The organism is Halosegnis longus, assembly GCF_009663395.1.
Classification (GTDB): Archaea; Halobacteriota; Halobacteria; order Halobacteriales; family Haloarculaceae; genus Halosegnis; species Halosegnis longus.
The window spans coordinates 986,018-1,012,333 of record NZ_QKNW01000001.1 but is presented as its reverse complement, the minus strand read 5'-3'; the positions used below and the strand labels follow the sequence as shown (position 1 = coordinate 1,012,333).

Annotated in this window: 27 protein-coding genes; 15 read left to right on the top strand and 12 right to left on the bottom strand. The window is 66.3% G+C overall.

Going from position 1 to position 26,316, the window contains the following annotated elements:
• Positions 1 to 27: 27 nt before the first annotated feature.
• On the top strand, positions 28 to 1,266 hold the full coding sequence (locus DM818_RS05585; RefSeq protein ID WP_075937710.1) for an aminotransferase class V-fold PLP-dependent enzyme: 1,239 nt from the start codon (positions 28 to 30) through the stop codon (positions 1,264 to 1,266).
• A gap of 198 nt (positions 1,267 to 1,464) precedes the next feature.
• Here the strand turns inward: DM818_RS05585 and DM818_RS05580 are convergent, their stop codons facing one another.
• Positions 1,465 to 2,955 carry an LVIVD repeat-containing protein gene (locus DM818_RS05580; protein WP_143823810.1) on the bottom strand — a complete coding sequence of 497 codons (1,491 nt, stop codon included), beginning with the start codon at positions 2,953 to 2,955 and terminating at the stop codon, positions 1,465 to 1,467.
• Between the two features lie 93 nt (positions 2,956 to 3,048).
• On the opposite strand from DM818_RS05580, the gene DM818_RS05575 reads away from it, so the two are divergent.
• The 4 genes from DM818_RS05575 (at position 3,049) to DM818_RS05560 (ending at position 6,217) form a co-directional block, all read left to right on the top strand.
• Positions 3,049 to 3,468 (top strand): iron-sulfur cluster assembly scaffold protein, encoded by a 420-nt coding sequence (locus DM818_RS05575; RefSeq protein ID WP_075937712.1) that lies wholly within the window; start codon positions 3,049 to 3,051, stop codon positions 3,466 to 3,468.
• A 47-nt stretch (positions 3,469 to 3,515) separates the two neighbouring features.
• On the top strand, positions 3,516 to 4,400 hold the full coding sequence (locus DM818_RS05570) for a ketopantoate reductase family protein (RefSeq protein ID WP_153952413.1): 885 nt from the start codon (positions 3,516 to 3,518) through the stop codon (positions 4,398 to 4,400).
• A gap of 31 nt (positions 4,401 to 4,431) precedes the next feature.
• Positions 4,432 to 4,719, top strand: a complete 288-nt coding sequence (locus DM818_RS05565) for a DUF7562 family protein (RefSeq protein WP_075937714.1) — start codon at positions 4,432 to 4,434, stop codon at positions 4,717 to 4,719.
• 151 nt (positions 4,720 to 4,870) lie between these two features.
• On the top strand, positions 4,871 to 6,217 hold the full coding sequence (locus DM818_RS05560) for an RNB domain-containing ribonuclease (protein WP_153952412.1): 1,347 nt from the start codon (positions 4,871 to 4,873) through the stop codon (positions 6,215 to 6,217).
• 50 nt (positions 6,218 to 6,267) lie between these two features.
• Here the strand turns inward: DM818_RS05560 and DM818_RS05555 are convergent, their stop codons facing one another.
• Together DM818_RS05555 and DM818_RS05550 are read right to left on the bottom strand one after the other, a co-directional pair.
• Complete coding sequence (locus DM818_RS05555; protein ID WP_075937716.1) at positions 6,268 to 7,353, bottom strand: branched-chain amino acid ABC transporter permease; 1,086 nt, start codon at positions 7,351 to 7,353, stop codon at positions 6,268 to 6,270.
• Positions 7,354 to 8,643: an ABC transporter substrate-binding protein gene (locus tag DM818_RS05550; RefSeq protein ID WP_075937717.1), complete on the bottom strand. Its 1,290-nt coding sequence runs from the start codon at positions 8,641 to 8,643 to the stop codon at positions 7,354 to 7,356.
• A 197-nt stretch (positions 8,644 to 8,840) separates the two neighbouring features.
• On the opposite strand from DM818_RS05550, the gene DM818_RS05545 reads away from it, so the two are divergent.
• The 3 genes from DM818_RS05545 to DM818_RS05535 are packed head-to-tail and all read left to right on the top strand — an operon-like array spanning position 8,841 to position 11,271.
• A complete protein-coding gene (locus DM818_RS05545; protein WP_075937718.1) occupies positions 8,841 to 9,719 on the top strand; it encodes a branched-chain amino acid ABC transporter permease in 879 nt (292 codons plus the stop codon).
• Entirely contained in the window at positions 9,716 to 10,552 is an 837-nt protein-coding gene (locus tag DM818_RS05540) for an ABC transporter ATP-binding protein (protein ID WP_075937719.1), read from the top strand. The genes DM818_RS05545 and DM818_RS05540 overlap by 4 nt, the downstream gene beginning before the upstream one ends.
• Entirely contained in the window at positions 10,549 to 11,271 is a 723-nt protein-coding gene (locus tag DM818_RS05535; RefSeq protein WP_123123649.1) for an ABC transporter ATP-binding protein, read from the top strand. Before DM818_RS05540 ends, DM818_RS05535 begins: the two co-directional genes overlap by 4 nt.
• Here DM818_RS05535 and DM818_RS05530 read toward each other — a convergent pair whose 3' ends face one another.
• Entirely contained in the window at positions 11,272 to 12,708 is a 1,437-nt protein-coding gene (locus DM818_RS05530; protein WP_197738609.1) for an MATE family efflux transporter, read from the bottom strand.
• 112 nt (positions 12,709 to 12,820) lie between these two features.
• Between DM818_RS05530 and gnd the strand changes: the two genes are divergently transcribed.
• Positions 12,821 to 13,714, top strand: a complete 894-nt coding sequence (gene gnd / locus DM818_RS05525) for a phosphogluconate dehydrogenase (NAD(+)-dependent, decarboxylating) (protein ID WP_075937721.1) — start codon at positions 12,821 to 12,823, stop codon at positions 13,712 to 13,714.
• A gap of 6 nt (positions 13,715 to 13,720) precedes the next feature.
• Here the strand turns inward: gnd and DM818_RS05520 are convergent, their stop codons facing one another.
• Entirely contained in the window at positions 13,721 to 15,205 is a 1,485-nt protein-coding gene (locus DM818_RS05520; protein ID WP_075937722.1) for a PAS domain S-box protein, read from the bottom strand.
• Positions 15,198 to 15,767: a hypothetical protein gene (locus DM818_RS05515; protein ID WP_235907917.1), complete on the bottom strand. Its 570-nt coding sequence runs from the start codon at positions 15,765 to 15,767 to the stop codon at positions 15,198 to 15,200. Before DM818_RS05515 ends, DM818_RS05520 begins: the two co-directional genes overlap by 8 nt.
• A gap of 281 nt (positions 15,768 to 16,048) precedes the next feature.
• Here DM818_RS05515 and DM818_RS05510 point away from each other — a divergent pair, with 281 nt between their 5' ends.
• The 4 genes from DM818_RS05510 (at position 16,049) to DM818_RS05495 (ending at position 19,820) form a co-directional block, all read left to right on the top strand.
• Positions 16,049 to 17,563, top strand: a complete 1,515-nt coding sequence (locus DM818_RS05510) for an aldehyde dehydrogenase family protein (RefSeq protein WP_153952411.1) — start codon at positions 16,049 to 16,051, stop codon at positions 17,561 to 17,563.
• 57 nt (positions 17,564 to 17,620) lie between these two features.
• On the top strand, positions 17,621 to 18,202 hold the full coding sequence (locus tag DM818_RS05505) for a 2Fe-2S iron-sulfur cluster-binding protein (protein ID WP_075937724.1): 582 nt from the start codon (positions 17,621 to 17,623) through the stop codon (positions 18,200 to 18,202).
• Positions 18,203 to 18,266: 64 nt separating this feature from the next.
• Complete coding sequence (locus DM818_RS05500) at positions 18,267 to 18,692, top strand: universal stress protein (RefSeq protein WP_123123651.1); 426 nt, start codon at positions 18,267 to 18,269, stop codon at positions 18,690 to 18,692.
• Between the two features lie 45 nt (positions 18,693 to 18,737).
• Entirely contained in the window at positions 18,738 to 19,820 is a 1,083-nt protein-coding gene (locus DM818_RS05495) for a DHH family phosphoesterase (protein WP_153952410.1), read from the top strand.
• Here the strand turns inward: DM818_RS05495 and DM818_RS05490 are convergent.
• The 5 genes from DM818_RS05490 to DM818_RS05470 all read right to left on the bottom strand — a co-directional run bounded on the left by DM818_RS05490 (position 19,817) and on the right by DM818_RS05470 (position 23,017).
• The gene (locus tag DM818_RS05490; protein ID WP_123123653.1) at positions 19,817 to 20,875 is read right to left on the bottom strand and encodes a phosphotransferase family protein; all 1,059 of its coding nucleotides are present in this window, start codon (positions 20,873 to 20,875) and stop codon (positions 19,817 to 19,819) included. The genes DM818_RS05495 and DM818_RS05490 overlap by 4 nt on opposite strands.
• Positions 20,876 to 20,920: 45 nt before the next feature.
• Positions 20,921 to 21,352, bottom strand: coding sequence for a DUF5807 family protein (locus tag DM818_RS05485; protein WP_075937727.1), 432 nt, complete (start codon positions 21,350 to 21,352; stop codon positions 20,921 to 20,923).
• Positions 21,349 to 21,786 (bottom strand): DUF7112 family protein, encoded by a 438-nt coding sequence (locus tag DM818_RS05480; protein ID WP_075937728.1) that lies wholly within the window; start codon positions 21,784 to 21,786, stop codon positions 21,349 to 21,351. Before DM818_RS05480 ends, DM818_RS05485 begins: the two co-directional genes overlap by 4 nt.
• Before the next feature lie 9 nt (positions 21,787 to 21,795).
• Positions 21,796 to 22,197 (bottom strand): 30S ribosomal protein S6e, encoded by a 402-nt coding sequence (locus tag DM818_RS05475; RefSeq protein ID WP_123123654.1) that lies wholly within the window; start codon positions 22,195 to 22,197, stop codon positions 21,796 to 21,798.
• Positions 22,198 to 22,258: 61 nt separating this feature from the next.
• Positions 22,259 to 23,017: a DUF5781 family protein gene (locus DM818_RS05470; protein WP_153952409.1), complete on the bottom strand. Its 759-nt coding sequence runs from the start codon at positions 23,015 to 23,017 to the stop codon at positions 22,259 to 22,261.
• A gap of 86 nt (positions 23,018 to 23,103) precedes the next feature.
• Between DM818_RS05470 and DM818_RS05465 the strand changes: the two genes are divergently transcribed.
• Together DM818_RS05465 and DM818_RS05460 are read left to right on the top strand one after the other, a co-directional pair.
• A complete protein-coding gene (locus DM818_RS05465; protein WP_075937731.1) occupies positions 23,104 to 23,715 on the top strand; it encodes a DnaJ domain-containing protein in 612 nt (203 codons plus the stop codon).
• Positions 23,716 to 23,816: 101 nt separating this feature from the next.
• On the top strand, positions 23,817 to 26,003 hold the full coding sequence (locus DM818_RS05460; RefSeq protein WP_075937732.1) for an elongation factor EF-2: 2,187 nt from the start codon (positions 23,817 to 23,819) through the stop codon (positions 26,001 to 26,003).
• Between the two features lie 25 nt (positions 26,004 to 26,028).
• On the opposite strand, the gene DM818_RS05455 is transcribed toward DM818_RS05460, so the two are convergent.
• Positions 26,029 to 26,244, bottom strand: a complete 216-nt coding sequence (locus DM818_RS05455; RefSeq protein WP_075937733.1) for a hypothetical protein — start codon at positions 26,242 to 26,244, stop codon at positions 26,029 to 26,031.
• Positions 26,245 to 26,316: the final 72 nt, after the last annotated feature.

Genomic DNA, 26,316 nt, shown 5'->3' with positions numbered 1-26,316 from the left:
TTACGGTCTCGTACCCTTCATGTAGTAATGGGAGTCCACTCCGCGCCACTCGACGTGAGCGCCCGCCGCGAGGAGTTTCCAATCTTGGACCGCGAGTTCGACGGCACGCCGCTCGTGTATCTCGACAACGCCGCCACCTCACAGACGCCCGAACGCGTCGTCGAGTCCATCACCGACTACTACTACGAGTACAACGCCAACGTCCACCGCGGCATCCACAACCTGAGTCAGGAGGCCTCCATCGCCTACGAGGAGGCCCACGACACCGTCGCCGACTTCATCGGCGCGGCCGGCCGCGAGGAGATCGTCTTCACGAAGAACACGACGGAAGCGATGAACCTCGTCGCCTACGCGTGGGGACTCAACGAACTCGGTCCCGGCGACGAGGTCGTTCTTACGGAGATGGAACACCACGCCTCGCTCGTCACCTGGCAACAGATCGCGAAGAAGACCGGTGCCGAGTGTCGCTACATCCCCATCACCGACGACGGCAACCTGGATATGGACGCCGCCCGCGAGCTCATCACCGACGACACCAAGATGGTGAGTGTCGTCCACGCCTCCAACACGCTCGGCACCGTCAACCCCGTCTCGACGCTCGCCGACATCGCCCACGACCACGATTCCTACATCTTCGTCGACGGCGCGCAGTCGGCCCCGCACATGGCCGTCGACGTGCAGGAACTCGACTGTGACTTCTTCGCCTTCTCCGCTCACAAGATGTGCGGTCCGACCGGTATCGGCGCACTCTACGGGAAAGAGGAGATTCTCGACGCCATGGAGCCGTATCTCTACGGCGGCGACATGATTCTCAAAGTGACGTTCGAGGACACCGACTTCAACGAGCTGCCGTGGAAGTTCGAGGCCGGCACCCCGTCCATCTCGGAGGGGATTGCGTTCGCCGAGGCCGTCGAGTACGTTCAGGACGTGGGTATCGACCGCATCCACGACCACTCGACCGACCTGGCGGCGTACGCCTACGAGCAGCTCTCCGAGTACGACGACGTGGAAATCTACGGGCCCGGTCCCGACGAGCGCAGTCCGCTCGTCGCGTTCAACATCGACGGCGTCCACGCCCACGACCTCGCGTCCATCGTCAACGACTACGGCGTCGCGATTCGCGCCGGCGACCACTGCACCCAGCCGCTCCACGACGTGCTCGGAGCCAGCGCCTCCGCTCGCGCGTCCTTCTATCTGTACAACACCCGCGAGGAGGTCGACGCGCTCGTCGAGGCCGTCGACGAGGCGCGCCAGATCTTCGCCTGAGAACCTTTTCCAGCCTCGGGTGCGCGAAGCGCACCGCGTGGCGGCTCCGCCGCCACGGAATAGATTGCCGGCGTAGCCGGCAATCCACTCGGCTGCAAAACGTTCATGAAAAACGCAGCCGGCGCTCACTTCGTTCGCGCCGGTGACTGAACAGCCGTCGTTGAGGTGTGGCGTCTGCGTAGCGCCGCGGTGTTTTCCTTACTCGCTTTCCTCACCGCGCAGGAGCCGCGAGGCTCCGACGACACCGCCGGCCAGCGCCGCGAGCACGCCGAAGCCGGGCTGGCTCCCGCTCGTCTCCGTCGCCGACTCGGTCGCTGTCGCGGTCTCCGTCGCCGTCGGAGTGGCCGTCGGCTCCGGCGTCGGCGTCGGTGTCGGGGTGGGTGTCGGCGTCGGCGTCGACACCTGATTCACCGTCGCGTTCGACTGGCCGGGCCAGGCACCGATCTCGGCGGGCGCGGTCTCCTCGCCCGACGGCTCCGGGAACACGTACAGCTGTGCCGGGAACGACTCCCCGTCGCTGGTCTGGCCACCCATCGAGGAGGCGACGAAGCCCCCCTCGTTCGGGACGGCCGCCCAGAACTGCGCCTCGTTCGGCTGCTGGTACTCGCCGACGACCTGCGGGTCGGTCACGTCCGAGAGGTCGTACACCTTCGCGCCCCCGTAGTAGAACGAGGTGTAGAGCCGGTCGCCCCGCCAGCGGATGTTGTGGGCGGTGGAGCGTCGGTTGTCCTCGAGCACCGGCGGCGCGAGCGACTGCACCTGGCGTGGATTCTCCATGTCGGAGATGTCCCAGACGGTGATACCGGCCGGAGCACCGCTGGTCTCGGTCTCCGGGGAGTCGAACGCCTCGTGTCCGACGGCCACGAGCGGGCGCTCGGGATGCGGGGCGGCGACGTGGTGGTTCGCCGGCATCTCGATGTACTGGGTCGTGTTGCCCGTCTCGCGTTCGGCCAACTCCGACTGGGAGAGCCCGCCGATCTTCGCCTCGGCCGTCATCGACGCGGGGTCGCTGGCGTCGATACGCCACGTCCCGGCGTCCCACTGTGAGGTGTACAGGGTGTCGCCGTCGGCGTAGATGTCGTGGCTGATTCGGTAATACTGCCACACGTCGCTCCAGCCGTCGCCGGCATCGAGCACCGACCACCGGCCGAGCTCGTCGCCGTTGGTGGCGTCGTAGGCGATAATCGGCGAGTCGGGCGCGATGCCGGCGGCCGTCGCGTACACCGTCGTCCCCGACATCGCGGCGTTGTGGATGCCGTGGTTCGTCGCGATGAACCGCTGTTGGGTCGGATTCGTCGGGTCGCTCACGTCGAAGACGACGATCCCGTTGAGCGCGTCGGCCGGCCCGTTGATGCGACCGACGAGCGCGAGCATTCCGTCGTCGTACACGCAGTCGGCGTAACTGGAGACGGGACCGTTCTCGCGGTCGGCGAGCAGTTCGCGCCGGCGGGCGACCACCTCGCCGGCGTCGGTGTCGACGACGACGAGCCCGTCACCGGCGGCGACGAACGCGTGGACCTCGTCGTCGGCGACGGTGACTTCCTGTGTTCCCGGCACCTCGACGGTGTGTGTCGGTTCGAGCGCCTGCTGTCGTGTCGCCGTCGCGGCACCGACGCCGGTGACACCGGCCGCCGCTGCGACGCCGAGCGCCGACAGCACCGTCCGGCGCGTCATGGAAGGGCGTGTCATACACCCGTCACTGTCTCTCGCGGTATTTGTATCTTTCTGACAGTTCTGGCGCAGGACAACCCTTTTGGCCGTGATTCCCGAATAAATGGTATCATGGGAACTGGCTCCGATATGTATCGCCAGCAGATTCTTGACCACTACAAGAATCCACGCAACTACGGCGAGGTAGACGACGCGACGTTCGAACACGTCGGCGAGAATCCGATGTGTGGCGACACCATCAAGCTGTTCGTGAACCTCGAAGACGACGACGAGACCATCGCCGGCGTCTCCTTCATCGGCGACGGCTGTGCCATCTCACAGGCGTCCGCGAGTCTCCTCTCGACGGAGCTACAGGGGATGACCCTCGACGCCGTCCGGGAGATGGACCGCGACGACATCGTCGAGATGCTCGGCGTCGAGATCTCGCCGATGCGCATCAAGTGTGCCGTGCTCGCCGAGAAGGTCGTCCAGGACGGCGCGGCCATCTACGTCGGCGACAAGGAACTCGACGAGACGACCACCGAAACGTAGCCGTCGGCCGTCCGGGGCTTTTTGCTCACACCGGTGTTCGCTGCGGTATGCACGTCGTCGTCGTCGGAGCCGGCAGTCTCGGCTCGCTGCTCGGAGGGTTGCTCGCACGCGAGCACCGGGTCACGCTCGTCGGGCGCGACCCGCACGTCAGCGCGATTCACGACCACGGGCTTCGCGTGACCGGCGTCGTCGACACGACGGTCCATCCCGACGCCGAAACGACCGCACCGGCGAGGTGTGACCTCGCGCTCGTGACGACGAAGGCGTTCGACACGGCGAGCGCGGCCGCCACCCTCGCCGACACCGACACCGGCTGTGTGCTCTCACTCCAGAACGGGCTCGGGAACGAGTCGCTCCTCCGTGACCGACTCGACTGTCCGGTGCTCGCCGGCACCTGCACCTACGGGGCACGGCGCAGTGACCCCGGCGTCGTCGCCTACACCGGTGAGGGGACCATCACCGTCGGCGACCCGGACGGCGGGCCGAGCGCGTGGGCAGACCGCGTCGCCGACGCGTTCGACGCGGCCGGGCTCGACGCGACGGCCAGCGACGAGATGCCTCGGCTCTTGTGGCGGAAACTCGCGGTCAACGTCGGCATCAACGCGACGACGGCACTCGCCCGCACCGAGAACGGCGCGCTGGTCGACGGGCCCGCGGGGCCGGTCGCCGCGGCCGCGGCCCGCGAGACGGCGACCGTCGCCCGGAGCGAGGGAATCGACCTCGCCGACGAGACGGCGACCGACGCGGTCGACCGGGTCGCCCGGAACACGCGAGCGAACCGGTCGTCGATGCTGCAGGACATCGACGCACAGCGCCGGACCGAGGTCGACGCCATCGTCGGCCCGGTCGCAGACCACGCGGAGCCGACGCCGGTCGCGTCCACGCTGGCCGGCTTGCTCCGGGCGTGGGAGACCGAACGCGGTCTCCGGTGAGAATAAGTGACCCCCCGCGTTACAGGGTCTCATGTGGGGACGCCGCGACCGCTCGACACAGGTGACCTGTATCGCCTGTGGCGAGACGGTCGCCCGCTCTGACGCCCGCGAGTACGACAAACACGGCGACCGGTACGACCGCCGAGAGAAGGAGTTCGAGTTTCTGTGCAAGTCCTGTTACCGCGACACCGACCACCAGCCGCGGGGCGACCTCGAAGCGATGTTGGAAGAAAGCGGTGCCGGCGAGTGTGACCGCGCTGAGTTTCTCGCCCGCTACACCGACCTGGCGACCGAATCCAGACAGGAAAGCGAGCGGTGACCGGACGCCGCGAGTGTCCACCAACCCGATGCTCAGTACGACCGCAGAGAGACCCGCTTGCGAGTATCGGCTCACTACCCACGGACTGCGCGCTCTCCCCGCGGCCCAGCCGCGACGGAACGCCTAACTGACGGCCCGTCCAACTTCGTTCATGACCGACGATTCGCCCAAGCCCGGCAGCGCCGAGGCTCAGGGTCCCGTGCAAATCGACGAGGAGCTAGATCGTCACCTCCAGAACAAACGCGAGGAGCTGTTCGAGGAGTTCGAACTCCGCGACACCTTCCCGAGTGAGGTGATTCGCGAGGCCGACGAGCGCACGACCGACATCAAAGCGGAGATTCAGTCGGAAATCGACGAGGAGTATCGCACCGACTGTCGTGACCTGACGACCTGCACCATCGACCCCGCCGACGCGCAGGACTTCGACGACGCCGTCTCCATCGCGAAGACCGACGACGGCGACTACAAGCTGTGGGTCCACATCGCCGACGTGACCCACTACGTCCAGCCGGGGACGGCGATGTGGGAGGAAGCGCTCGAACGGGGCAACACCGTCTACCTGCCGGGGTACACGATGCACATGCTCCCGCCGATTCTCGCGGAGACGGTCTGCTCGCTCGTCCCGAACGAGGACCGGCTCGCTCACACCGTCGAGATGACCATCGACGGCGAGACGTTCGCCAACGAGTCAATCGACATCTACAAATCCGTCATCCACTCCGACGAGCGACTCACCTACGCGCAGGCCGAGGACCGACTCGACGACCCCGACGCCGACCTCCACGAGGAGCTCTCGCTCGTCCACGAGCTCGCCGACCAGCTCCACGAGCGCCGGAAGGAGGACGGCTCGCTCGTGTTGAACCCCCGCCGCGACCGCGCCCACACCATCATCGAGGAGTGTATGCTGAAGGCGAACAAGGCCGTCACCCACGAACTCCAGTGGGTTCGCAGCCTGGAGGCGATGTTCCGGGTCCACCCCCAGCCCACGCCCGACGAGTGGGACGAGGCGCTGCGCGAGATTCAGGACCTCGATGGGGTCTCGATTCCCGGCAGCTCGTGGGAGGACCCCCGGAAGGCCGTGAACGCGACGCTCGAACAGGCTCCCGGCCGCCAACTCGACCAGATTCAGTGGGCCGTGATGAAGGTGATGCCCCGCGCGAAGTACATGTCCGACCCCTTCGGCGGCCACCACGCCCTCAACTTCGAGGTGTACGGCCACTTCACCTCGCCGATTCGCCGGCTGTCGGACCTCGTGAACCACTGGATTATCTACCAGAACGAGACGCCCGAGGGCGTCGTGCTCGCCGACCTGTGTGACCACGCGAGCAAGCGCCAGAAGGCCGCAGAGACCTGCGAGCGCATCTACAAGGACTTCCTCCAGGAGGTCGGTCTCGACCCCGACGCGGTCAACAACCGCGGCATCGAGGTCGTGGAGGACGCCGACCCCGAGGACCTCGACCGGTCGGCCGGCGAGGTCAGTCCCGAGGCGTTCAACTGAGCGGTCGGCTCACTACCCACCGGCGTCGAATAGAAAAGCCGGGCGAGCCGTTACTCGCCGCGGGAGTCGAGCCACGAGCGAATCTGTTTCGGCGCACCGATGATGCCGTTGGCGACGAACAGCACGACCAACAGCAGGAGGAGGCCGAAGCTGAACTGCCAGTACGCCTCCAGCATCTCGAAGCGGCTGATGAACCATCGGAGGTAGCGGTAGCTGAACGCGCCGACCAGCGGCCCGAAGAAGGAGTACGGGCCGCCGATGACGGTCATCAACACCGGCTCTGCCGAGAACGACCAGTAGGCGTACCGGGGCGTGACGTTCGTGAACAGCGGGATGAGCAGTCCCCCCGCCAGCCCGGAGAAGCCGCCCGAGATGACGAACGTCACCCACGAGTGGCGCGTGATGTCGATACCGAGCGCGCTCGCCCGCTCCGGATTCTCACGAATCGCCTTACACACCGTTCCGAACGGTGACTTGACGATGCGGTACAGCAGATACATCGTCACCGAGAAGATGGCGATGGTGAAGAAGTAGTAGGCGAACGGGTCGGCGATGTCCACCAGCGTGAACGTGAAGCCGAAGAGGTCCACCTCTCCGAGGGTGAATGTCAGCCCGTCCGACCCGTTGGTGAAGGTGCCGTTGCCAATTCCCAAGAACTCGAGCAACGTTCCGATGATATCCTGGTTCGCAATGGCGTAAATCGCCATCGTAAACGAGAGGGTAATCATCGCGAAGTAGATCTCTTCGAGTTGGACGGCCAGATAGCCGATGGCCATCGCCACGAGCACGGTGACTAGTATCGCTAAGACGAGCCCGAAGAGCCACGTCGCGAGCACGCTCGCGCCGCCGAACAGTTCGCCGAAGCTGAGCATCGGTCCGACGACCTGGACGGTCTTCGCCATCGTGTAGCCGGCGACGGCAAAGAACATCCCGTGACCGAACGAGAGCAGGCCGGTGTAGCCGTACAACAGGTTGAACGCCGTCGCGAAGATGCCGAAGATGAGCACCTCCGCGAGCAGCCCCATCTGGAACGGCCCGAGGATGAACGGAGCGATGACGAGCGCGAGCAGGCCGGCTCCCGCGAGCAGTCGCTCGTTGCCCTCGACGTCCGGCGCTGAATCGAGTGCTCCGCTCATCTACATTCCGGGGCCGAGACCGCTCCCGTCGAGCAGTTCCAGCGATTCGTCGCGGGTGATGGTGTACTTCTGGATGTCGGCGAGTCCGGCACCGTCGTACGGGACATCCACGTCGAAGCTCGTCGTGCCGAGCGTCACCGGCGCCTGCGCCTGGTGGCTGTCGGCGTCGTAGGTGACGGGACCGCGCGGGTCCTCCTCGAAGGTGAACCCTTCCAGCTCGGAGACGATGTCGTCGGAGTTGAGCGAGCCGACCGACTCGATGACCTGTTTGTACGTCTGGACTGCGCCCCACGTCTGGCCGCCGGTGAAGCCCGGAATCGACGGCACCGGCTCGTCGGAGTACATCGACTCGTACTTGTCGAGGAACGCCTGGTTGTACTCGTTGTCGTAGGCGGTCGGCCAGTACCACCCCGACATGTGGATGCCTTCGGGCGTGGTGTCGCCGAGCGCGCTGAACACCGTCGGGTCCGCGCCGATGGTGTCGAACACGTCTTCCACCTCGTCGAACAGCCCCTGCTCTGCGGCCTGTGAGATGAACGTCGTCGCGTCGCCGGCCCAGAAGCTCGTGAACACGAGGTCCGGGTCGTTGCTCAACACGGAGTTGATCTGTGGCGTCATGTCGCTTGCACCCAGCGACGGGAACTCGCTGGCGACGTACTCGTGGTCGACGCCCAGCCCCTCGGAGTAGGCCTTGAAGTACTCCCAACACTGCTCACCGTAGGCGTAGTCCGGACCCATGTTCGCGACCCGCATCGCGCCGTAGTTGTCCGCGATGAACTTCGCGATGCCGTAGGTCATGTGTGAGGTGTTCGCGGTCGACCGGAAGATGTTGGGCTTGAGCGCGGCCTTTCCGTCGTCGCTCTCGTAGTAGTTGCCGTACGCCTCCGTGTCGAACTCCGTGAGATACGGCGTCCCGATGTCAGTGGCGATGAACGGTACGCCCAGCGACTCGATGGTCGGGGCCGTCGCCAGTCCGACACCCGAGGAGGTGATACCGATGAGCACGTCGGAGTTGTCCTCCTGCACCAGACTCCGGATGGTCTGTGCCGGTTGGCTGCCGTGGTCGCGAATCGTGATTTCTACGTCTTGACCGTTGATGCCGCCGTTCTCGTTGATGTCGTCGACCGCGGCCCGCGCCGCGTTCTCCGAGGAGGTCCCCAGCGCCTGTGCCAGCCCCGACAGGAGATACATCCCGCCGATTCTGACGGTGTCACCGCCGCCGCCGCTACAGCCGGCCAACGCGACCGCGGTTCCCGTCCCCGCGGCCGCGAGGAAGCTCCGCCTGTTCACTCGCCCCCCACTCGTCCCACTACTGTTCGTTCGTCCACCATTCGTCTCGCCAACGCGTTCACCATGTTTCGTGTGGTCACTTCCCATGCTACGACCCGATATGGATGAATGGTATTTATATTCTATGGAGAATCAGTGTCATCTCCAAATCCTGCCCGGACGTAAGGTTTAATCATATTGTGTTGGAGTGGTACGGTATGGTATCCCAAGGGTTGGTTTTCGACCAGATAATCACGGGGCTGTCCATCGGTGGGCGGCTCTTTCTCATCGCTGTAGGGTTGAGTCTCATCTTCGGCGTCCTTGACGTGTTGAACTTCGCACACGGGGCGCTGTTCATGATCGGCGCGTACATCGGCGTCGTCGCTATCCAGTCGGTCGCCGGCGGCTTCTGGCTCGGGCTGGTGGCCGCCGCACTCGGTGCCGGACTCGTCGGCGTGCTCATCGAGGTCGGCGCGATTCGGCGCGTCTACCACCGCGAGGAGCTCGATCAACTGCTCGTCACCTTCGCGTTCGTGTTGATACTCACAGACGTGGTCCGGTTCGTCTTCGGGACCGGGCAGAAAGTCGTCGACCCGCCGGCGCTGCTGGCCGGAAGTATCCGACTCACGGAGAGTCTCGCCCTGCCGGCCTACCGCGGCTTCGTCATCCTCGTGTCCGTGCTCACCCTCGGTGCCATCTTCCTCGTGCTCCGGACGACCAACATCGGCCGGCTGGTGCGGGCCACTTCCTCGGACCGCGATATGGCCGCGCTCATGGGGGTGAACGTCCCGCGGCTCTACACGCTCGTCTTCTTCGTCGGCGCGGCACTCGCCGGACTCGGCGGTGCACTCGCGGCACCGACGCTCTCGATTACCTCCAGTCTCGGCGACCAGGTCATCATCCGGGCGTTCGTCATCGCGGTCATCGGCGGGCTCGGCTCCTTCGGCGGCGCGTTCGTGGGCGCGTATCTCGTCGGGATTACTATCGCCGTGGGGAGTATCGTCGTCCCCGGCGCGGGTGAACTCCTCCCGTTCATTGCAATGATTGCCGTCCTCCTCGTCAAGCCGGAGGGGCTGTTCGGAGGTGCTGAAGCATGAGTTCGGTGCTCGAAACCGAAGAACTCCGCCGGCAGTTCGGTCGCCTCGTCGCCGTCGACGACGTGAACGTCTCCATCGAGGCCGACGAGATTACGAGCATCATCGGGCCGAACGGCGCGGGCAAGACCACCTTCTACAATCTGCTCACGGGTCGGCTGGAGCCGACGAGCGGGGCGGTCCGGCTTCGCCCCCGCGACAGCGAGGCCGACCTCATCGACGTGACCGACAAGCCGCCCCACGAGATCGCCTCGCTCGGCCTCTCGCGTGGCTTCCAGATTAACAACGTCTTCGACGGGCTGACCGTGGCCGAGAACCTTCGCATCGCCCGCATCAGTCGGGACGGTCGCACCCTCGACTTCCGGGCGATTGCCGACACCGACGACGACCTCGCCGAGGGTGTCCGCGATATCGCCGAGTTGGTCGGCGTCACCGACCTCCTCGACACCGAGTGTGCGAACCTTTCGCACGGCGACAAGCGGAAGGTGGAGATTGCGCTCGCGCTGGCGACGGACCCCTCCATCGTCCTGCTGGACGAGCCGACCGCGGGGATGAACGCCACCGAGACGACCCGGATGGTGGAGCTGGTCGAGCGACTCGACGCCGAGACCGACACCACCTTCGTCATCACCGAACACGACATGGAGGTCGTGCTGGGTATCTCCGACCGGATTCTCGTGCTCGACAACGGGGAACTCATCGCCGACGGCGCACCCGACGAGGTGTTGTCCGACTCCCGCGTCCGCGAGGCGTATCTCGGACTGGACGAGGACGAGGAGCTTGACGCCTCGTCCGAGCGTGGCGAGGTCGAGGAGACCGGAGGTGAGTCGGCGTGAGCCTGCTCGAACTCTCCGACGTGAACGGCTTCTACGGCAACAGCCACGTCCTGTTCGATCTGAACCTCGACATCGAACACAACGAGGTGGTCGCGCTGCTCGGGCGCAACGGGGCCGGCAAAACCACCACGCTCCGCACGATTACCGGCACGATTCCCCGCCGCGAGGGCGGTATCACCTTCGACGGAGACGACATCTCCGGGGAGTCCGTCGACGAGATTTCGAATCGGGGTGTCAAGCTCGTCCCCGAGGCCCGGCGCATCTTCCCGACGCTCACCGTCCACGAGAACATGCAGGTGGCCCGCGACATGTGCAAGGGCCGCGAGCCGCGGCCCGTCGAGGAGATGTACGAGGTGTTCCCCATCCTCGATGAACTCCGGGAGAATCGCGGGCGCAACCTCTCTGGCGGTGAACAGCAGATGCTCTCGGTCGCGCGTGCGCTCATCCAGAGTCCCGACCTGCTCCTGCTGGACGAGCCGACCGAGGGGCTCGCGCCGGTCATCGTCGATGACCTCTACGACGTGCTCTCGGAGGTCGTCGAACAGGACGTGACCGTGCTCATCACCGAGCAGAACGTCGACTTCGCCCTCGACTTGGCGGAACGCGCCTACATCATCGACAAGGGGGCAAACGCCTGGGAGGGAACCGTCGACGAACTCGAACAGCGACAGGACCTCCTCGACGAGTATCTCTCCGTCGGCGCGGCCGACGCCGAGTAGCTACGCCGTCTCGGCCCGGCCGCCGTCGTCGGTGTCGACGACCGTCTCCTTCCACGTCCCGCGGGTGAACCACGCCACCGCGGCGATTGCGCCGACGATGTTGCCGAGCGCCATCCCGATCCAGATACCGGTCGCGCCCATCCCGAGGGTGAAGGTGAGCAGATACACCGTCGGGACGCGGCCGAGCCACAGCGCGGTCAACGAGAAGGCCAGCGCCGTCCGGGTGTTGCCGGCCCCGCGATACGCCCCGAGCACGACCTGGAACACGCCGATGAACGCGAACTCGACGGTCCGGATGCGGAGATACTGCACCCCGTTCTCGATGGTCGCGGCCGCGTCCGCGGTCGTCGCGCTGATGAACACCGAGACGATTGGCTCGGCGAAGACGAGCGCGACGACGGCGACGCCGGCCATCACGACCGCCCCCGTCGTGGCTGCGAGCTTCACCGCGCGCTCTGCCCGGTCCGCCCGGCCCGCGCCGAGATTCTGGCCGACCATCGTGTTCGTCGCCCGACCCAACCCCATCGCGGGGAGGAAGACCAGCGAGATGAGCCGGTTACCCAGCCCGTAGGCCGCCACGACCGGCGGGGCGAAGGAGGCGACCATCGCGGTCAGGGTAATCATCGCCAGCGCGCTCGTCGACTGTTCGAGCGCGGAGGGAGCGCCGATGTTGACGATGCGTTTCACCCACTCGCGTTCGAGCTTGAGATACGCCACCTTGAGCTGTGGACCGACGGCGAGCCGGAAGAGGATGACCAGCCCGATGGCGGTGGCGACGACCCGCGAGAGCAGGGTCGCGACCGCCGCGCCCTCGACGCCCATCGCCGGGAAGTCGAGGGGACCGACGTCCCACCCGAAGATGAACAGCGGGTCGAGCACGACGTTGAGCACGACCGTCACGAACATGACGGCCATCGGAATCCGGGTGTTGCCGTAGCCGCGCATCAGCGCTGAGAAGACGAAGAAGCCGAACAGGAACGGCGTGCCGAGGAAGAACACCCGCATGTAGTCGCTCGCCAGCGGGATGACCGACCGCGCGGTCTCGGGGTCCGCGGGGAGCAGTCCCAACAGGAGGTCGGTCGAGAGATACCCGATCGCGCCGACGACGACGGCGATGACGGTGACGAACGCGAGCGTCTGGCTGGCGGCCTTACTGGCGTCTTCATCGCCACCCGCGCCGGTGTACTGGGCGACGAGCGTGCTCCCGGCGACGGTGAGTCCACCGCCGACCGACAGGAACAGGAAGATGAGCGGAAACGCGAGCGAGAGCGCACCGACCGCCGCCGACGGGTAGGCCGTCCGACCCAGCCAGATGGTGTCGGCGATGTTGTACGCGACCTGTAGCAGCTGCGTGACGACGATGGGCCACGCGAGCGTGAACAGCGGGCGCACCAGACTCCCCTCCGTGATGCTCGAATCGGTGGAGTCGGTGCTCATACCTACCGTCGGCTACCGGTCGGGATGACACCTTCGTTTCGGCCGAGTGTCACGTCATCGCGTGTCACACGGCGACCGGGAGCCTTACCTGCCGGCCCTCGAACCGACGCGTATGCACCTCGGCGTTATCGGACTCGGACGGATGGGACGCATCGTCGCCGACCGCGTCGTCGATGCCGGCCACGACGTGACCGCCTTCGACGTGAGCGAGGACGCGCTCGCGGACGCGCGCGACGCCGGCATCGGCACCGCCGACTCGATTCCCGCCCTCGCGGACGCGCTCGGCGCGGAGAAACGCATTTGGCTGATGGTCCCCGCCGGCGACCCGGTCGACGCCGCGCTCGACGAACTGGAACCGTCACTCTCCGAGCAGGACATCGTCGTGGACGGCGGCAACAGCCACTTCGAGGACTCGACGCGGCGCGCCGAGTCGACGCCCGCCCGCTATCTCGACTGCGGCACCTCCGGCGGCCCGGCGGGCGCGGAACTGGGCTTCTCGCTCATGGTCGGCGGTCCAGAGGGGGCCTACGAGACGATGACGCCCGTCTTCGATGCCGTCGCCACCGGTCCCGAGGGGCACGACCGGATGGGGCCGGCCGGCAGCGGCCACTACGTGAAGATGGTCCACAACGGCGTCGAGTACGCGCTGATGCAGGCGTACGGCGAGGGGTTCGAACTGCTCCACGAGGGCCGATACGACCTCGATCTAGAGGCCGTCGCGCGAACCTGGAACAACGGCGCTGTCATCCGGTCGTGGCTGCTCGAACTCTGCGAGGAGGCGTTCCGCGAGGAGGGGACCGACCTCGGCGACGTGGCCGACCACGTCGCCGGCGGCTCGACCGGCACCTGGACCGTCCAGGAGGCGCTCGAACAGGAGGTGGCGGTCCCGCTCATCTACGACGCGCTCGGGGAGCGGTTCGATTCGCGCACGCGAGCGAAGTTCTCCCGTCGGCTGGCCAACCGACTCCGCTACGGCTTCGGCCGCCACGAGGTCGCCCGCGAGTAACGCCGCTCAGCTGACGACCGTCGGCCGGAACGAGACGCCGCGCAACAGGACGCGCGCGCCACCGTCTGCCCCGTCGGTAATCTCTAGCTCCCAGCCGTGAGCCGAGGCGATTCGCTGGACGATTGTGAGTCCGAGTCCCATGTTCCCCGCCTCGGTCGTGAAGCCGGACTCGAACACCAGCTCGCGGTCCGTCTCGGGGATGCCCGCGCCGTCGTCCTCGAAGTAGAGGCTCCCCTCGGCGGTCCCCACCGAACAGGTGACCTCCGGCCCGCCGTGGGTGATGGCGTTGGAAATCAGGTTCTCGAACAGCTGCTGGAGCCGGTCCGGATCCCCGTCGATCTGTTTCGACCCGTCGATCCGGAGCGTCGCCTCCTTCGTATCAACCATGTTCCAGGACGACTGGACGACGTTCTTGAACGAGACCGTCGTGGTGTCGTCGATTCGCAGCGGCTGGTCCGCCAAGACGTTCGTCTGGTCGATGAGCGTGTCCATCCGGTCGAGCGCCTGGTCGATGTTGTCGATGTGAGACTGGTCAGGCTCCTCCTGGTAGAGGTCGAGCGAGCCTTGCGCGACGTTCAGCGGATTCCGGATGTCGTGTGAGATGAGGTCCTTGATATTCTCCAACTGTGTGTTGCGCTGTTCGAGGTCCTGCTCTCGGCGCTTCAGCTCCGTGATGTCGCGGGTGTTCACCACGAACCCGTCCACGACGTCGTCGTCCAACAGATTCGTCCCTCGCGACTCGAGGATGATATCCTCCCGTTCGGCGTGGTCGAGCCGGAACTCGATGACCGGCGTGATCTCCGGATGCTCCACCCCTTCGAAGAACTCCTCCATCACGTACTGTCTGTCGTCCGGATGCACGTAGTTGAATATCGAATCGCCGATGAGCTCCTCCTGCGTGTAGCCGATTATCTGCTCACACGACGGCGAGACGTACTCGAACCGGCCGTCCTCGGACACGATGGAGATGAGGTCGGTGGAGTTTTCGACCAGCTTGGTGAACTTCTCTTCAGACCGCTCCAGCTGTTTTTGCACCCGGTAGGTCTCGATGGCGTTGCCGAGCCGGTTCGCGAGCACCGAGTACTGGCTCGACCCGGTCCCCTTCTGGAGGTAGTCGGTCACGCCCGCGGAGATCGCGTCGCTCGCAATCGTCTCGCTCCCCTTCCCGGTAAACAGGATGAAGGGGAGGTCGGGGTGGTCCTCCCGGACCTCCGTGAGCAGTTCCAACCCGTTCATCCCCGGCATGTTGTAATCGCTGACGATGGCGTCGACGCTGGTCGCGGAACCCGAGAGCCGCTGTAAGGCGTCGTCGGTGCGCACCTCCGTCACGACCTCGAACCCTTCCCGCTCGCGCTCTAGATACGTCTTCGTCAGATCGAGCAGCGCCGCGTCGTCGTCGACGACGAGGACGGTTGCAGACGTGGCCGTCGGCTCGTCGGTGAATCTGTACCCCCCTCGATCGCCGGTTTCGGTTTCGATTTCTTCAGACATTCTCGTGGTGGGAGACGACGTACTCGAAGTACGGCGTCATCGCCTCTTCGGCTTGCTTCCAGTGGTGGGGGGTGTGCATATCGTGCAACTCGACGCCGAGCACGTAGCGGAGCGCTTCCGGGCCCGGTCCCGACTGCCCCTCCTTCGGCTTCCGCGGATACTCCGCTTCCGGCAGCGCGGCGCGGAGTTCGAGTATCTGGGCCTCCTGGAACGGGGTCCAGTAGTCGCCGCCCAGCTTGTGTTGTCGCCAGCCATCGGTCTTGAGCGTCGCGTACTCCGGTTCGATACCCAAGAGCGCGGCCCGCTTTCTGAACTCCTTTCGCACGGGACTCCAGTCCGCCCCTCGGAGCGACTCGCGGTCGAGTCTGCCGGCCCGCAGGTGGTCGATTTCCACGTCGTCTTTCGCCCAGAGCGCGTCGACGAACGCGGTGGCGGCCAGGTGGATGTCCTCCGATTCGACGTGGGGAAACTGAAGTCGGTCGACGAACTCGAACGCCTCGACGGCCGCATCGTAGTTTCTGCGGTCGTGGTGGACGAACCCCTTACACATCTGTCGGGCCATCTCCCGGGGCGCGTCCGCCGTAGAAATAGATCTCTCTGGAACCGATTCGACACTAGACTGCGTTACCATGCCTCGTACTGGGTGGAGTCTTCACATAAAAATTTTGTACAGTAACGTAGCTAATAGTACGAACGGCCTGCCACGGTGTACATCCCTGCACACGTATCAACAAACAGACACTCCCCGCGGGGTGTCGTTCCGGCAACCCCTGCCGGCGGGTCGCTCGGACAGGTGAAGCGCCCGAAAACACTTTGCGGCTGTCTCCCGCAGTACCACTCGATATGTCTAGCGAATCCCAAGCAGGCGAAGCAGCGCGAAGTGAGATTCGAGAGCGGCACAAATCCGTCGCCGCGGAGGTCGTCCCCGAGCAGACGGGTCTCTACATCGGCGGCGAGTTCGTCGAGCCGGCGGAGGGTGGCACCATCGATACCCTCGACCCGACGACGGGTGAGGTACTCGCGTCCGTCGGCGCAGCCACGGAGGCCGACATCGAGCGGGCCGTCGACGCCGCGTGGGACGCCTTCGACTCGACGTGGTCGGGCTACGGAGCCGGCAAGCGCCAGCAGATCCTCATCGACATCGCCGACGCCATCGACGAACACTCCGAGGAGCTTGCGAAGCTGGAGTCGCTCGACAACGGGAAGCCGGTCTCCGAGTCGAGCGCCGACGTGTATCTGGCCGCAGACCACTTCCGCTACTTCGCGGGCATCGTCCGCAAGAACGGCGGGAGCACGATGCCGGAGGGGTCGCGGCTCGGACAGGTCGTCAAGGAGCCGTACGGCGTCGTCGGTCAGATCATCCCGTGGAACTTCCCGCTGCTCATGGCGTCGTGGAAGCTCGCGCCGGCGCTCGCGGCGGGCAACTGTTCGGTGTTGAAGCCGGCCGAACAGACCCCGCTGTCGGCGCTGCGGCTCGCGGAACTCATCGACGACATCGTCCCGGACGGCGTCGTCAACATCGTCCCCGGCTACGGCGAGGAGGCCGGTCCGCCGCTGACGGGCCACGAGGACGTGCGCAAGGTCGCGTTCACCGGCTCGACGGCCGTCGGCAAGCAGGTGATGAAGTCGGCCGCCGACAACGTCACCGACGTGACGCTCGAGCTCGGCGGGAAGAGTCCGGTCGTCGTCCACCCGGACGTGGCCCCCGAGAAGGCGGTCAAGCTCGTCGCACAGGCCATCTTCTACAACACCGGTGAGTGTTGTGAGGCCGGCTCCCGGCTGTTCGTCCATGACGACATCGCCGACGAGGTGCTCGGCGGACTGGCACAGGCCGTCGACGACATGACCATCGGCGACCCGCTCCTGCGCGAGACGGACCTCGGGCCGAAGGTCTCCCGCGAGCAGGTCGACCGCACGATGGAGTATCTCGAGAAGGCCGAATCCGGCGGCGCGAAGTTCCTCGCCGGCGGCGGCATCCCGGACGACGAGTCGCTGTCGGACGGCTGTTTCGTCGAGCCGACGCTCATCGACGGGCTGGACCACGACCACGAGGCCGTCCAGGAGGAGATCTTCGGGCCGGTGCTCGACGTGTTCCGCTGGAACGACTACGACGAGATGATGGAACTCGCCAACGACGTGGACTACGGGCTCGCCGGCGGCGTCATCACCGACGACATCTCGCAGGCGAACGAGACGGCCCGCGACATCGAAGCGGGGTACATCTGGGTCAACACCTACCACGACCTCGTCGCCGGACTGCCGTTCGGCGGCTACAAGCAGTCGGGCATCGGCCGCGAACTGAGCGAGGAGACGCTGGACCACTACCAGCAGACGAAGACCATCAACCTCTCGCTGTAGCGCGGTCGTTTGCGCGCTAATCGCAACGCTATTGAAGCACGTACACAAAGACGACGTATGGTCACTACGCTGGGCATCGTACTCGGGGCGTCGCTCACGCTCACGATGGTTGCCCTGCACTTCGCACGCGGCACCGAGCACGCGACTCCGGACGACATCTCTCAGAAGGTGCTCGAACGCCGCGCCGAGAGCGTCCACGAGACCGACTTCCCCGAGCCGATGAACCGGTCCATCGGCGGCGGTGGCGGCGCTGCCGCTGCCGTCGGCGAGGGCGGTGCCGAGGGCGAACTTGCGGAGGGTGGGGCCGAGGTCGACGACGACCCCGCCGCGATTCCGGACGACGAGGCCGAGACCTACGAGGTCGAGTACGTCAAGGAGGGGACGACAATCGACGTCAAGGAGAACACCACGCTGCTGGAAGCCGGCGAAGCGCAGGATTGGGACCTGCCGTACGCCTGTCGGCAGGGTCAGTGTATCTCCTGTGCCGGCCACATCACCGACGGCGGCAACTCCGAGCAGTACGTCAAACACCACACCAACGAGATGCTCGGCGAACCGGAACTCGACGACGGCTACACGCTCACCTGCGTCGCCTACCCCGTCTCCGACTTCTCCATCGAGATGCGCGAGTCGCCCTGACGAGTTCGCCGACTGTTTTCGCGTTTCGCCGAGGTTTAAGCCACGCCCGCGAGGAGTCGACAGTATGTTCGATACGGTCGTGATAGCGACGGACGGCTCCACCAGCGGCCGGCGTGCGGCGACCGTCGCGCTCGACGTGGCCCGCCGGTTCGAGGCCTCGGTCCACGCGCTGTACGTCGTCGACGAGACGCAGGTGGACGGACTCCCCGAGGACGTCCACGACGACGTGCGCGCGGCACTGGAGACACAGGCGGACGAGTCGCTCGACGCCGTCGAGAGGGCTGCCGACCAGCCGGTCACCGTCGCCGTTCGAGAGGGCGACCCGGCGACGGAAATCATCGAGTACGCCGAGGAGAGTGGCGCCGACGTGGTCGCGACGGGAACCCGTGGCCGGCACGGCGAACACTCCTTCATCATCGGGTCGGTCGCGGAGGCGGTCGTGCGCGACTGTCCCGTGCCCGTCCTCACCGTCCGGCAGTTAGAGGCCTGACCGGCGTATCGGGGGCTTCTTGCCCACAGCCGTCACAGCCAGCGCATGGACGACTCGCTTATCGACCCGGAGACGCTCCCGCTGGAGCGAACATCGCTGCTGCCGGGGGCCGGATTCTTCGCCCCCGACGAGGAGGAGCGCGACGAGGCCGAACTCGAAGCCACGCTCGGCGACGCCGAGACGGTCGTCGTCGCCGACCCCGACGCCGACGGACTCGCCTGTGTCGCCTTCATCCGTGAGTTCCACGAGGGCGCGACCCTCCTTCCTGCAAGCCCACATGAACTCGATGACGCCATCGCCGACCTCGCGGAGTTCGCCCCCGACGGCGTCCGCGTTTACATCTGTGACCTGTGTCCCGACGAGCGGGACGACCTGACCGGGCTCGCGGAGCTCGTCGAGCGGGCCGAATCCGTCTCGTGGTACGACCACCACCAGTGGAGCAGCGGGGCGACCGACCGCGTCGAGGCCGCCGGCGTCGAACTCGTCGTCGGCGACTCCGACGAGGAGTGTTCCGCCGACGTGACCCTCCGGTCGCTGGGCGAACTTCCTCGACGGTTTGCCGAACTCGCGGCCGTCACCCGCGACCACGACCTGTGGATTCGCGACGACCCGCGCTCCGATGACCTCGCCGACTACGCCCACTGGGAGGAGCCAGAGGAGTACGTCGCCGCCGTCCGCGAACACGGCGCTGACCTCCCCACCGAGGTGGAGGCGTTCCTCGAAGCCGAGCGCGTGGAGAAACAGCGGCTCATCGACAAGGCCGTCGAGCGCGCGGAACTCCGCGATATCGACGGCACGACGGTCGGTGTCACCTACGGCCGGTGTTCACAGAACGAGGTCGCGGAAGCCCTCCGCGAGCAGGGTGCGGACGCGGCGGTCGTCGTCAAGCCCGCCGGCTCCGCCTCGATTCGCGGCACCGACGGCTTCGAGCGGTGTCACGAGGTCGCAGAGCAGGTGAACGGCGGCGGCCACCCGAAGGCGGCCGGCTGCAAGCCGGACATCTACGACGACATGCTCGATTACGCCCACCACTGGACGACCCGCGGCGCGGTGGCGAAACAGGTCATCCTCGACGCCTTCCGGAATCTCCCCGACGAAGACGAGGAAGGCGTCGACACCGAACGCTAGAGATACTCCCGCACGTACTCGCGGTGTTCGCGCTCCCGCTTCGCTTTCTCGCGTGGCGTCGCGTCCTCCAACCACAGGGGGAGACACGCCATCGCCTCCGTCCGACACTTCAGCAGATACGTCTCCATCCGGTCGCGCTTCGCCGGGGTGAACGCCCAGCCGTCGCGGGCCGACTCGTAGCTGTCGCGAAACAGCGCCCGGAGCTCGCGCGCCCGGGCCTCGCTGTCGTTCCCGCCGGGGTCGAGCAGATGCGCCTCCACCTTCGCGAGGTTGTGGGCCGGTTCGCGCACGGAGAGGTTCGCCCAGTCGAGGACGGCGGTCGTCTCCCCCGTCGCGGGGTCAAGGAGTAGATTCCCGTAGCGGTAATCCCAGTGGCAGTAGCGGGGCGGCTCCGGTTCGGTCAGGGCATCGGCCCGGGCGTGGAGGGCCTCGCGGAGCGGTTCGGCGAGGTCGGCAAATCGCTGTGGCTCGTCGGCGTAGTCGGGGAACGCGGTCCCGTCGGCGAGCGCGTCACAGGTCTCGTCGACGCCGGCGCGGAACAGCTCACGCTCGGAGTCGGCGTCGTGGTCGGTCGGCAGTATCGCCAGTTCGCCGTCGCTGACGCCGACCTGGCCGAATCGCGGCTGTTCGCCGAGTTCGTGTAGCGCGGCCAGATGCTCGCCGGCCTCCCGCAGGACGCGCTCGCGGGCCGCGGGCGCGAGCGTCTCCGGTCGCCCTTCGAGATTCTCGCCCGGGCATTCTTCGACGAGATAAAAGGGGGTCGGATACTCGGCGTGGCGGTCGACGAACCCGTACACCTCCGGAACCGGAATCGCCGTCTCGCGCCCGATACGTTCGAACAGTCGCGGTTCGGCGCGCGCAATCTCGGGGGTCATCCACTCCGCGATGGTGGCCTTCAGGACGGCTCGCTGCTCACCGTTCGGGGTCGAACAGGCGACTCGGGCGACGAAATCCGTCCCCTGCTCGACGCGGTCGAAGGAGTCGAGCGTCCAGTCGTCACGACAGGCGGCGACCATCCCGGCGACGGCGGCGAAGCCGATGGCGTCGTCACTCACGAGTCAATCGAGTCGCGAATCCGGTAAGGCTCTTGTGTCGGTGTGTTACTCCTCGCCGATGACCCACTTGTCGGAGTAGGTCTGGCCGCACTCGCAGGCGGCGTAGGCGTGGAGCACGTCGCCTTCCGCGTAGATGCCGCCGACCTCCTCGTTTTGGGCCTCGGTGAACGCGAAGACGAACTTGACGCGGTGGGCGTCACCCGTTCCCTCGGGGCAGGTGCCGCCGGTGCAGTCGCGGCGGATGTCGCCGTCGGTGTCCATCGCGACGCCGGCGAAGTCCATCGGGTCGATACCGACGACCTCGCCGAGCACATCGCTGCCACGGTCGCCGGGGAGGACGAGCGCGACGCCCGGGCCGACGTCCTCGGCGACGCCGGCGAGCGCCTCCGGCTCGCCGACGGACTGCTCGTGGAGGAACACGAGGATGTCGTCGTGGCGCTGGCCGGCGAGGAACTGCTCGTAGGGGGTGTCGCTCACTGTGACCCCTCTTCGATGCCCTCGGCGATATCGGCCAGCCCGTCGTCCGGGCGGTCGGGGACGCGGTAGACGACGCGTTCACCCGGGGCGCGAAGCCCGTAGAAGAACCCCTCGTCGACGATGTCGAGGTGGACGGTGCGGCCGAAATCGAGGTTGTTGTCGTCGGCCCACGCGGGGAGGTGGTTCTCGCCGTCGCCCTCCTTCGCGAGGCGGGCGTTGTCGTAGAGCCCGCGAAGCTCCATCGTGTCGTCGATGGCGAGCTCGACGCGGGCGAAGTAGGTGCTGTCGCCGGTGCCGATGCGGACGACCTCGAACTCGGGGAACCGGTCGGTCTCCTCGTCGGGGACCGTCACCTTCGGCCGGTCGGTGCGACCAGCGCGGGCGAGCGTTGCACGCACGCTGTTCACGGCGTCGCTCGGGACTGAATCAGCCATAAGAACGTGTTACTCGTCGTCGCTCTCCTCGGCGTCATCGCCGAGGACCGCCGCGACGTCCGCGTCGTCGCTCGTGACCTTCACGTTGATCTGTCGCGTCTCGTCGCTCACTTCCGCGCCGCGGACGGTGACGCGGCGGCGCTCGCCGTCGCGCTCCGGGTTGTACCCCGTGCCGCCGGTGACGAGAATCGACTCCGTGTTCGGACCGCGCACGTCAGAGCGCATCGGTCGCCCGGCGGTGTCCGACCCGCCCGTGAGTTCGAGCGTCGCGCCCGAGAGGCCGATCGCCCCGCCGTCGACCTCGTCGCCGAGGGACTTGCCGATGAACCGGTCTGCGTCCTGTCCGTCGATCTCCAGTTGGTACGTCATCCCGTCGCTCGGGTCACCGACGACGATCTGAAAGTCTGCCATACGGGAAATGTATCTTCGGGCGATGAAAAGGGTATTGAATCGCGTCTCAGCGACGGGTACGTCAGTCTGCGGCCGCCGGCCCTCCCGACTCCAACACGTACTCGCGGGTCACGTCCACGAGCGCCTTCCGGTACTCCGACTCGTCGGGGTCGGCGTCGAGCGACCGGAACGCCCCCTTGAACGCCGACAGCGAGACGCCGGGCGCGTCGCTCGCGGCCGCACGCGCGAGGTCGTACAGTCGGTGGTCGTCGGCGATGGCGTCGTGTCGCTCTAACAGCGCGAGCGCGAACGCCGCGTTGACGACCGTAATCTCGGGGTCGGCCGCGCTGGTCAGCCGCGTCCAGTCGCCCGGCCGCTCGACCGGTCGGTCCGCGACCGCCGTCGCCAGCGACGACTCCATGAACGAGACCAGCTTGTCGGCCGGCGAGACGGCGAGCGTCAGGTCGTCGGCGTAGATGTCCTTCATGTGGTTCGCGATCTGATAACAGTGCGCGAGCTTGCGCTGTTCGACCGACCGCCCGGCGAGCGCGAGAAACAGCGCCTCCTTCGTCTCCATCGTGTGGGAGGGGTGTTCCTCCTCGTACCGTGCCATGTGGGCGAACTCGTGGATGGCGAGTTCGGGAGCCATCACGCTCGTGGCGGCCTGCTGGCTCATCACGAGTCGGTGGTGGTCGTCGTAGTGGCCGACGAGGGTCCGCTCGTCGGGGTCTTCACGAATCTCGACCGTCACGGGGAGGTCTACCTCGTGTTCCGTCTCGAAGCGGTCGCGGGCCGAGAGGAACGGTGCGGCCGGCCCGTCGCCCGTTACGCGCAGTTCCATGTGTACTAGTAGCACGGTTCGCGCGCGTTTGAGCCTTGCGGCGAATCCACCGGAGAGATTTACACGCCTCGTCCACTACAAGCGGTGTGTACCGTGGGTGGCTGCTGTTCGGGGCCGGCGTGGTGCTCGCCGTCGCGGGGACGGTGCTCACGCTGTTTGCCGCGTTCGTCACGCCCGGTGGGCGCTCGCTGCTGTTGTTCGCCGGTGCGGGTCTCACGTTCGCCGGCGGCTACCGCTGTCTCACGCGGAGCCGCGAGACCATCACTGCGACCGCCTACCAGCGGGTCGGCGTCGAGCGCAACCCCGACGGGACGGTCGGCGAGGCCGGCGCGGAGACGGAACGGTCCCGGTCTGCGGACATCGACTACGAGCCCCCCGACTGGGACGACCCCGCGTGGTTCGAGGAGCCGTTCTGGCGCGAGCCGACCGACCACGACCCGCCGGGTCCCGACGAGGGGCCGAGCGACTGGTGGGACGAGCGCGTCAACAGCGAACCGCGCCAGCCCGAGACGGTCGCGCCCCGCGAGCGCGAGGCGTGTGAGGTGCTCGGTATCGATATCGACGCCGATGAAGAGACCATCACGAGCGCTTACCGCGACCGGGTGAAAGAGACCCACCCCGACCGCGACGGGGACGAAGCCGAGTTCAAGCGCGTCCGGTGGGCCTACGAGTATCTCCACGAACACCGGGACGACTGAGCGAGTTCGCCGGCCTGCGGCGCGTTACCACGGTTTCGGGGCCGTTTCGGTGGCGGCGAAACACTACCCTTTTGTCGCTGGTGTCGTTACTCGCCTGCATAATGGGCCGACGGAAAAAGATCGTAGACGAGTGTGAGGCGCTGATGGACGAGCGGGACCAAATCCGCAACATCGCCATCGCTGCTCACGTCGACCACGGGAAGACGACGCTCACAGACAATCTCCTCGAAGGTGCAGGCATGATCGGCGGCGGCGAGCAGGCCGACCAGCTGATGATGGACACCGAAGAGGACGAACAGGAACGCGGAATTACCATCGACGCGGCGAACGTTTCGATGACCCACGAGTACGAGGACACCAACCACCTCATCAACCTCATCGACACGCCGGGCCACGTCGACTTCGGCGGCGACGTGACGCGTGCGATGCGTGCGGTCGACGGCGCGCTGGTCGTCGTGGACGCGGTCGAGGGCGCGATGCCCCAGACCGAGACCGTCCTGCGACAGGCGCTCCGCGAGGGCGTGAAGCCGGCGCTGTTCATCAACAAGGTCGACCGACTCATCTCCGAGCTGCAGGAGGGTCCCGAGGAGATGCAGCGCCGCCTCCAGGACGTCATCGCCAACGTCAACGACCTCATCGAGGGGATGACCGAAGAGATGGACGACGTGGACGACTGGACCGTCTCCATCCAGGACGGCACCGTCGGAATGGGGTCGGCCCTCTACAAGTGGGGCATCTCCTTCCCGTCGATGCAGCGCACCGGCATGGACTTCGGCGAGATTATCGAGCTCGAACAGAACGACGAGCGGCTCGAACTCCACGAGCGCACGCCGCTCTCGGACGTCGTGCTCGACATGGTGTGTGAGCACTTCCCGGACCCGCTCGACGCACAGCCGCGACGTATTCCGCGCGTCTGGCGTGGCGACGCCGAGTCCCAGCTCGCACAGGACATGCGCGACGTCGCCCCGGACGGCGAGGTCGTCCTCATGGTCACCGACATCGGTATCGACCCGCACGCCGGCGAAATCGCCGCCGGGCGTGTCTTCTCTGGCACGCTGGAGAAGGGCCAGAATCTCCACGTCTCCGGAACCGTCGGCACGAACCGCGTCCAGTCGGTCGGCATCTACATGGGCGGCGAACGCGAGGAAGTGGAACGCGTCCCCGCGGGCAACATCGCCGCCGTCACCGGGCTGAAGGACGCCATCGCCGGCTCCACGGTGTCGAGCGTCGAGATGACGCCGTTCGAGTCCATCGAGCACATCTCCGAGCCCGTCATCACGAAGTCCGTCGAGGCGAAGAACATGGACGACCTCCCGAAGCTCATCGAGACGCTGCGACAGGTCTCGAAGGAGGACCCGACCATCCGCATCGAGATTAACGAGGACACCGGCGAACACCTCATCTCCGGACAGGGTGAGCTTCACCTCGAAGTCATCACCCAGCGCATCGAGCGCAATCAGGGCATTCCGGTCATCACCGGCGAACCAATCGTCGTCTACCGCGAGGCACCGACGACGAACTCCCGCGAGGTCGAGGGCATCTCCCCGAACCGCCACAACCGCTTCTACATGACCGTCGAGCCGCTCTCGGAGGACATCGTCGAAATCCTCCAGCTCGGTGAGGCCACGATGGACATGCCGGAGATGGAGCGCCGCGAGGCGCTGATGGACGCCGGACTCGACAAGGACCTCGCACAGGACGTCGAGCACATCCACGGGACCAACATCATCATCGACGACACGAAGGGTATCCAGCATCTCAACGAGACGATGGAACTCGTCCTCGAAGGTATCGAGGAGTCGCTCGACGACGGGCCGCTGGCCGCCGAGCCGGTGCGTGGCGCACTGCTGAAGCTCCACGACGCCCGGCTCCACGAGGACGCAATCCACCGCGGTCCGGCACAGGTCATCCCGGCGACCCGCGACGCGGTCCACACCGCGCTGATGGACGCCGAGATTCGACTGCTGGAGCCGATTCAGAACGTCCGCATCGACGTGCCGAACGAACACATGGGCGCGGCCTCCGGCGAGATTCAGGGTCGCCGCGGCCGCGTCGACGACATGTACCAGGAGGGTGACCTCATGGTCGTCGAGGGTATCGCACCCGTCGACGAGATGATCGGCTTCTCCTCGGACATCCGCTCGGCGACGGAAGGTCGCGCGTCGTGGAACACCGAGAACGCCGGCTTCCGCGTCATGGCCGACAACCTCCAGCCGGAGACCATCACGCGCATCCGCGAGCGCAAGGGCATGAAGACGGAGCTGCCACAGCAGATCGACTACCTGTAACCCGACAGTCGGCCCTTCTTCGTTCTTACCGCCGGAGCAGCCGCGCGTACACGTCGTCGATTGCGTCGTTCACTTCCTCGCCGTTGCCGCCCCACGGGTTCCGGGAGAAGTAGTACAATCCAGCGGCGAGCACGCCGACGCTGACGGCGACGTTCGGGGCGACCGTCGCGAGGACGAACGTCGTCACGCCAGCGAGGATGCCCGCGATAACGATATCGAGCGCCTGAAACAGAACTCCCATACCCGCGTTACGCCCCGCGAGCAAAAGGATTCGACGGCGGGGTTTGTGAGTGCCGGCGTGTTTATACTCGCG

What these genes read in the sequence shown, in the direction of transcription:
- DM818_RS05585 (WP_075937710.1), top strand. Translation starts at nt 28, where the DNA reads ATGGGAGTCCACTCCGCGCCACTCGACGTGAGCGCCCGCCGCGAGGAG.
- DM818_RS05580 (WP_143823810.1), bottom strand. Translation starts at nt 2,955, where the DNA reads ATGACACGCCCTTCCATGACGCGCCGGACGGTGCTGTCGGCGCTCGGC.
- DM818_RS05575 (WP_075937712.1), top strand. Translation starts at nt 3,049, where the DNA reads ATGGGAACTGGCTCCGATATGTATCGCCAGCAGATTCTTGACCACTAC.
- DM818_RS05570 (WP_153952413.1), top strand. Translation starts at nt 3,516, where the DNA reads ATGCACGTCGTCGTCGTCGGAGCCGGCAGTCTCGGCTCGCTGCTCGGA.
- DM818_RS05565 (WP_075937714.1), top strand. Translation starts at nt 4,432, where the DNA reads ATGTGGGGACGCCGCGACCGCTCGACACAGGTGACCTGTATCGCCTGT.
- DM818_RS05560 (WP_153952412.1), top strand. Translation starts at nt 4,871, where the DNA reads ATGACCGACGATTCGCCCAAGCCCGGCAGCGCCGAGGCTCAGGGTCCC.
- DM818_RS05555 (WP_075937716.1), bottom strand. Translation starts at nt 7,353, where the DNA reads ATGAGCGGAGCACTCGATTCAGCGCCGGACGTCGAGGGCAACGAGCGA.
- DM818_RS05545 (WP_075937718.1), top strand. Translation starts at nt 8,841, where the DNA reads ATGGTATCCCAAGGGTTGGTTTTCGACCAGATAATCACGGGGCTGTCC.
- DM818_RS05540 (WP_075937719.1), top strand. Translation starts at nt 9,716, where the DNA reads ATGAGTTCGGTGCTCGAAACCGAAGAACTCCGCCGGCAGTTCGGTCGC.
- DM818_RS05530 (WP_197738609.1), bottom strand. Translation starts at nt 12,708, where the DNA reads ATGAGCACCGACTCCACCGATTCGAGCATCACGGAGGGGAGTCTGGTG.
- gnd (WP_075937721.1), top strand. Translation starts at nt 12,821, where the DNA reads ATGCACCTCGGCGTTATCGGACTCGGACGGATGGGACGCATCGTCGCC.
- DM818_RS05520 (WP_075937722.1), bottom strand. Translation starts at nt 15,205, where the DNA reads ATGTCTGAAGAAATCGAAACCGAAACCGGCGATCGAGGGGGGTACAGA.
- DM818_RS05515 (WP_235907917.1), bottom strand. Translation starts at nt 15,767, where the DNA reads ATGGCCCGACAGATGTGTAAGGGGTTCGTCCACCACGACCGCAGAAAC.
- DM818_RS05510 (WP_153952411.1), top strand. Translation starts at nt 16,049, where the DNA reads ATGTCTAGCGAATCCCAAGCAGGCGAAGCAGCGCGAAGTGAGATTCGA.
- DM818_RS05505 (WP_075937724.1), top strand. Translation starts at nt 17,621, where the DNA reads ATGGTCACTACGCTGGGCATCGTACTCGGGGCGTCGCTCACGCTCACG.
- DM818_RS05500 (WP_123123651.1), top strand. Translation starts at nt 18,267, where the DNA reads ATGTTCGATACGGTCGTGATAGCGACGGACGGCTCCACCAGCGGCCGG.
- DM818_RS05495 (WP_153952410.1), top strand. Translation starts at nt 18,738, where the DNA reads ATGGACGACTCGCTTATCGACCCGGAGACGCTCCCGCTGGAGCGAACA.
- DM818_RS05480 (WP_075937728.1), bottom strand. Translation starts at nt 21,786, where the DNA reads ATGGCTGATTCAGTCCCGAGCGACGCCGTGAACAGCGTGCGTGCAACG.
- DM818_RS05475 (WP_123123654.1), bottom strand. Translation starts at nt 22,197, where the DNA reads ATGGCAGACTTTCAGATCGTCGTCGGTGACCCGAGCGACGGGATGACG.
- DM818_RS05470 (WP_153952409.1), bottom strand. Translation starts at nt 23,017, where the DNA reads ATGGAACTGCGCGTAACGGGCGACGGGCCGGCCGCACCGTTCCTCTCG.
- DM818_RS05460 (WP_075937732.1), top strand. Translation starts at nt 23,817, where the DNA reads ATGGGCCGACGGAAAAAGATCGTAGACGAGTGTGAGGCGCTGATGGAC.
- DM818_RS05455 (WP_075937733.1), bottom strand. Translation starts at nt 26,244, where the DNA reads ATGGGAGTTCTGTTTCAGGCGCTCGATATCGTTATCGCGGGCATCCTC.